This is a genomic window from Nocardiopsis listeri (assembly GCF_020741345.1).
GTDB lineage: Bacteria > Actinomycetota > Actinomycetes > Streptosporangiales > Streptosporangiaceae > Nocardiopsis > Nocardiopsis listeri_A.
Genome location: NZ_DYZD01000229.1, coordinates 1 through 3,517, shown reverse-complemented (window position 1 = coordinate 3,517; position 3,517 = coordinate 1). Strand labels below are relative to the sequence as shown.

3 protein-coding genes and 1 pseudogene are annotated in these 3,517 nt (G+C 68.5%); all 4 read left to right on the top strand.

Annotation, left to right across the window (positions count from 1 at the left end; genetic code table 11):
* Nucleotides 1–78, top strand: a pseudogene (locus tag K8V84_RS25855) (DNA-binding response regulator); the annotation flags it as partial.
* Complete coding sequence (locus K8V84_RS12370; RefSeq protein WP_304074308.1) at nucleotides 75–1,448, top strand: HAMP domain-containing sensor histidine kinase; 1,374 nt, start codon at nucleotides 75–77, stop codon at nucleotides 1,446–1,448. The pseudogene K8V84_RS25855 and the gene K8V84_RS12370, both read left to right, overlap by 4 nt.
* 175 nt (nucleotides 1,449–1,623) lie before the next feature.
* Nucleotides 1,624–2,448, top strand: a complete 825-nt coding sequence (locus K8V84_RS12365; RefSeq protein ID WP_304074306.1) for a glycoside hydrolase family 16 protein — start codon at nucleotides 1,624–1,626, stop codon at nucleotides 2,446–2,448.
* Nucleotides 2,449–2,562: 114 nt separating this feature from the next.
* Nucleotides 2,563–3,126 (top strand): NUDIX hydrolase, encoded by a 564-nt coding sequence (locus K8V84_RS12360; protein WP_304074305.1) that lies wholly within the window; start codon nucleotides 2,563–2,565, stop codon nucleotides 3,124–3,126.
* The last annotated feature ends 391 nt before the right edge of the window (nucleotides 3,127–3,517 follow it).

Sequence of the window (3,517 nt, the reverse complement as noted above, 5' to 3'; positions counted from 1 at the left end):
CTACGCCGCAAACTCGGAGCGGAGCACATCCAGACCGTGCGCGGTGTCGGCTATCGCTTGAGCGAGGGCGCGCGGTGAGCCTCACCAGACGCCTGGTCCTGCGGGCCCTGCTGGTGATGGTGTTGGTGGTGGGCGGTATCACCGCCCTGACCTACGAGCTGGTCCTGGTCTCCGGCCGAAACGACGTCGACGACCTGTTGAGCCAGGAGTCCGAGCTCCTGAGCGACACGTTGGGGGAACAGATGCCCACCGCCGCCGGACTGGACGGCGTGGTGTCGGGCCCCGAGGCCGAGCGCGCCGCACGCCGGGCACTGTCGATCCGTCCCAGCGGAGCCCGACATGTCTCCCTGATACACGTCGACGGGGTCCGCCTGCAGAGCACCGGCGGTCCTTCCCGGGTCGCGGGTCTCATGCGCGGCGACGAAGCGCCCGCCTCGGTCCCCGGGGTCGCGCGAACGATGGACACCGACGTCGGGAGGGTCCGTGTGCTGGACACTCCCATTACCGACGCGACCGACGAGGAGATCGCCGTGATCACCGTCGTCGCGCCTTTGGACGTGGTCCACGACACGGCCGCCACGGTCCTGTTGGTCACCGCCCTGGCCGGGGGCATCGGTGTCGGTGGAGGCGGGATCGCGCTGTGGTTGGTGGTGCGTCGCACCTTGGCCCCGGTGCGGGAGGTGTCGGCGGCCGCGCAGGAGATCTCCCCGGCCGACCTCACCACACGTGTGCCCGTCCCCGACACCCACGACGAGGTCACGGAGCTGGCCACCGAGATCAACCGGATGCTCACCCGTATCGAACAGGCGGACACCGGTCGGCGCCGCTACCTGGCGGCGATCTCCCACGAAGTACGCACCCCGCTCGCGGTGGCCGAGGGGCACCTGGAGCTGCTGGGAGGACCGGAGGCGGAGATCGTGCACGCCGAACTCGAACGGTTGCGTCGGGTCCTGGAGGACCTCATGGCGGTGGCACGCGGCGACGACGAGATCGACGCCGACCGCGGTCCGGTGTTCCTGCCCGACCTGTTCGATGCCGTGCGGACCAGGGTCGAGTCGCTCCCCTTCGCCCGATCGGTGATCTTCCGCGAGGTCTCTCCTCAGGTCGTGCTCGGAGACCAGGCCAGGTTGGAGCAGTGTCTGATGAATCTGATCTCCAACGCGATCGACCACAACCCACCGGACGTGGTCGTCGACGTGGCCACCGACGTCGACGAGGGCACCGTGGCCCTGACCGTCACCGACGACGGATCCGGGGTCGATCCCGATCTGCTCCCCCACGTGTTCGAACCGTTCGTGACGACGCGCTCGGGCCGGACGGGAGGGCTCGTCGGCCTGGGGTTGCCGATCGTACGGTCCCTGGTGAAGGCGCAGGGAGGCCGTGTGGCCATGGACAGTGGGCCTGGGGGGAGTTCGGTCCGTATCCTCCTGCCCATCGCCACGGCCTGAGGGGCGGCCCGGCGGGGAAGAAGGTCCTGTTCGCCTCTTGCCGGACAGCCAGACTAAACGTAAGGTAACTTTCCAATACCAGGGGTCACCGAACCCGCACCCGCGGCCGAGATGACCCACAGGGATCGACTCCGCCCGTCACGCCCCCTTGGGCCCCTTCCCCCCGGAGCACGCCATGCGCACCCTGACCTCCTCGACCGCCGCCCTCCTCACCGCGGTCGCCCTCCTTCACTCCCCCGCCACGGTCTCCGCCGAGACCGAGGACCCGACACCCACCGCGGCGGCCCTGATCTGGTCGGACGAGTTCGACGGCCCCGCCGGGTCCGCCCCCGACCCCGCCAACTGGAACCACGAGACCGGTGCACACGGATGGGGCAACAACGAACTGCAGAACTACACCGGCAGCCGGGCCAACTCCGCCCTGGACGGTAACGGCAACCTGGTCATCACCGCCCGACAGGAGTCCGACGGTTCCTACACCTCCGCGCGCATGACCACGCAGAACAAGGTCCAGCCCCAGTACGGCAGGATCGAGGCGCGCATCCAGATCCCACGCGGACAGGGCATCTGGCCGGCCTTCTGGATGCTGGGCGCGAACTTCCCCCAGACCCCCTGGCCGGACTCCGGCGAGATCGACATCATGGAGAACATCGGCCGCGAACCCCACCTTGTGCACGGCAGCCTGCACGGACCCGGGTACTTCGGCGGTGACCCCCTGACCGGTTCGTACATGCACCCGCAGGGATGGTCCTTCGCCGACACCTTCCACGACTTCGCCGTGGACTGGCGGCCCGGCTCCGTGACCTGGTCGGTCGACGGCAACGCCTACCAGACCTACACCTGGGAGGACACCCGCGGAAACCCCTGGGTGTACGACCAGCCGTTCTTCATGATCCTCAACGTCGCTGTGGGCGGCGACTGGCCGGGCTACCCGGACGGAAGCACCCAACTCCCGCAGGAGATGCGCGTGGACTACGTACGCGTGTACTCCCTGGACTGACGGACCGCGCGGGGGTGCCCTGGCAGGGCACCCCTCAGCGGGCGTAGCGGGCCGGGTGGGGTCACTCCTCGTACTCCGGGCGGACTCGGGCCACGGTGGGGCAGGATAAGGGTCATGGCGCCGATCACCGACCCACAACTCCGGGCCACCCTGACCGACCACCTACGACGCCACCCCGAAGAGGCCACGGCGCTCGCCGAACCGGCCCGGCTAATGCGAGGAGGACGCGACCTCGCCTCGCGTCGGACGTTCCCCATGCACGTCACCGTCGGTGCTCTCCTGGTCCGAGGAGGGTCCGAGATCCTGTTGGTGGAACACCGCGCCTACGGACTCACCCTGCAGCCCGGTGGCCACCTGGAACCGAGCGATGGCACATTGATCACCGGCGCCGTACGCGAGTTGGTGGAAGAAACCGGCATCGACGCCGACACCGTGATCCCCACCCGACAGATTCCCGTCTACGTCGAGTTCGGCGAAGTCCCCGCCCGACCGGACAAGGACGAGCCGGCACACTTCCACCTCGACTTCGGATTCGCCTTCACCACGACCCGAGGGAAGATCGGACGCGTCCAGGAGTCCGAGGTCGACAGTGCCGAGTGGTACCCGTTGGCGGAGGCCGAACGCCTGGTCGGCCCCCGGATCGCCCGAGCCTTGGCCCCATCGGCGCGGCTCCGGTAATCGGGTAAGGGGTATTCCAACGTTTTCGCACAGGGTCGGTCAAGTCCGGCGAAGGACACCGACGCCCTGATCTCCAACCTCTGACTTCTGACTTCTGACTTCCAGCATCAATCGCACTCCGCATGAGCCTTCGAGTGGTCTGGAACATTGGCGGGTGCCGGGTGCGTGGGTGGGGCGTCTGGGGTCGTGGGTCTTGGGGTGGCCTGGCGGGGTGGGGGTGGGTTCTTCCTCCTTCCCCGCCGCGTGATTGTTGCCGCCCGCACCGCACGCGTCAAGGCGATGTTGTGTTGCTGTGACGATGGGGCTGGTGGCCTTGACCCGTGCGGTGCGGGCGGCGGTTTGGCGGCTATCGGGGAAGGGGGAGAATGGTTGGGGTACCTACGGCCCTGTG

Excerpts from the sequence above, each read along its gene's own strand:
- K8V84_RS12365 (WP_304074306.1), top strand. The coding sequence starts at position 1,624 with ATGCGCACCCTGACCTCCTCGACCGCCGCCCTCCTCACCGCGGTCGCC.
- K8V84_RS12360 (WP_304074305.1), top strand. The coding sequence starts at position 2,563 with ATGGCGCCGATCACCGACCCACAACTCCGGGCCACCCTGACCGACCAC.